The sequence below is a fragment of the Candidatus Electronema sp. TJ genome, assembly GCF_048287355.1.
Classification (GTDB): Bacteria; Desulfobacterota; Desulfobulbia; order Desulfobulbales; family Desulfobulbaceae; genus Electronema.
The window spans coordinates 1-1,475 of record NZ_JBLWEP010000089.1; the positions used below are offsets into that span (position 1 = coordinate 1).

Consider the following 1,475-nt stretch of genomic DNA (forward strand, 5'->3'; position numbering starts at 1 on the left):
CGAAGGCGGCTGGCTGCAATTCCTGCAAAAGTTCAAAACAGAGCAGTCCTCAAAACGTAGTGACAAACCAATTTGTTGCAGGTCGCAACTTGGGTTAAAACGTAAAACAGTTGCCAACACGCCGCGCTGCCCGTACTATTTCAGAGAGAGGAGGCAGTATTCTTTTAACAGCAAGACCATAGGACGAACCATGCGCAAGATAGTGATCTCCACCGGCGGCGGCGATGCCCCTGGCCTGAACGCGGTTATTTTTGCAGTCGTGAAGTCAGCCTCGCGGCTTGGCTGGGAAGTGTATGGCAGCAAGCACGGCTACAGGGGTTTTCTTGACCCGGAAGAGCTGGTGCGCCTGACCCCGGAGGACGTGGAGGGCATCACTCCAATGGGCGGCACCATCCTCGGCACCACCAACAAGGGCAATCCCTTTGCCATGCCGGTGCCGAATCTGGCAGGCGAGGTGCAGATTGTCGATGTTTCCGAACGGGTGCTGGCCTGTTTCAAGCGGATGGGCTTTTACTGCCATATTGCGGTAGGCGGCGACGGCAGCTTGGATATCGCCCATCGTTTCGCCTTGAAGGGAATGCCGGTGATCGGCGTGCCGAAAACCATCGACAACGACTTGGAAGCCACTGACCGCACCTTTGGTTTTGACACCGCTGTTGCCACAGCCACTGAAGCCTTGGACAAGCTGCATTCCACCGCCAAGTCGCACGACCGGGTGCTGGTGGTCGAGGTCATGGGCCGCGACTCCGGCTGGATTGCGCTCTACTCCGGCATTTCCGGCGGCGCGGACGTGGTCTTGGTGCCGGAAATCCCTTTTGACATGGAGGCGGTCTGCCGCAAAATCACTGAAAACGAGCTGCACGGCAAGCATTATTCCATCGTCGTGGTGGCTGAAGGGGCCAAGGCTGAGGGCGGGCAGGTGATCAGCCGGGGCAAGGGCGAGACCGGGCGCGCTGAGTCTGTTTTGGGCGGCATCGGCGAGTGGGTGGCCGAGGAAATCCGGCAGCGGATCGGCAAGGACACCCGTTCGCTGGTGCTTGGCCATTTGCAGCGCGGCGGCTCGCCCACCACCTTCGACCGACTCCTTGCCCTGCGTTTTGGTGCGGCAGCAGTGCGCATGGCTGAGGCAGGCCAGTTCGATCACATGGTGGCATGGACTCCGCCGACCATGTCCGCTGTGCCGCTGGAAGAGGCGATCCGCCGCCGCAAGCAGGTGGATCCGGCCAGCGACAAGGTGCTGACCGCCCGCTCCATCGGCATCTGTCTTGGCGACAAAGAATGAACTCTGCTGCTGCCCTGAAAGAGATATACGACCGTCTGCTGACCCATTTCGGCCCGCAGCATTGGTGGCCCGGCGACAGTCCCTTTGAAATCATGGCCGGGGCTGTCCTCACGCAGAATACAAATTGGAGCAATGTTGCAAAGGCGATTGCCAAGCTGAAGGCGGCAGGCAAGCTCGATCCAGCGGAACTTGC

General features: G+C 59.8%; 1 protein-coding gene and 1 pseudogene. Both read left to right on the top strand.

Features of this window, described 5'->3' with window-relative positions; genetic code table 11:
• Positions 1-190: 190 nt before the first annotated feature.
• Positions 191-1,282 carry a 6-phosphofructokinase gene (locus ACNKID_RS07730; RefSeq protein WP_417912867.1) on the top strand — a complete coding sequence of 364 codons (1,092 nt, stop codon included), beginning with the start codon at positions 191-193 and terminating at the stop codon, positions 1,280-1,282.
• Positions 1,279-1,475 (top strand): annotated as a pseudogene (locus ACNKID_RS07735) (endonuclease III domain-containing protein); the annotation flags it as partial. The gene ACNKID_RS07730 and the pseudogene ACNKID_RS07735, both read left to right, overlap by 4 nt.

Bases quoted from the DNA above. Each gene is read 5' to 3' on its own strand.
- ACNKID_RS07730 (WP_417912867.1), top strand. From the start codon at position 191: ATGCGCAAGATAGTGATCTCCACCGGCGGCGGCGATGCCCCTGGCCTG.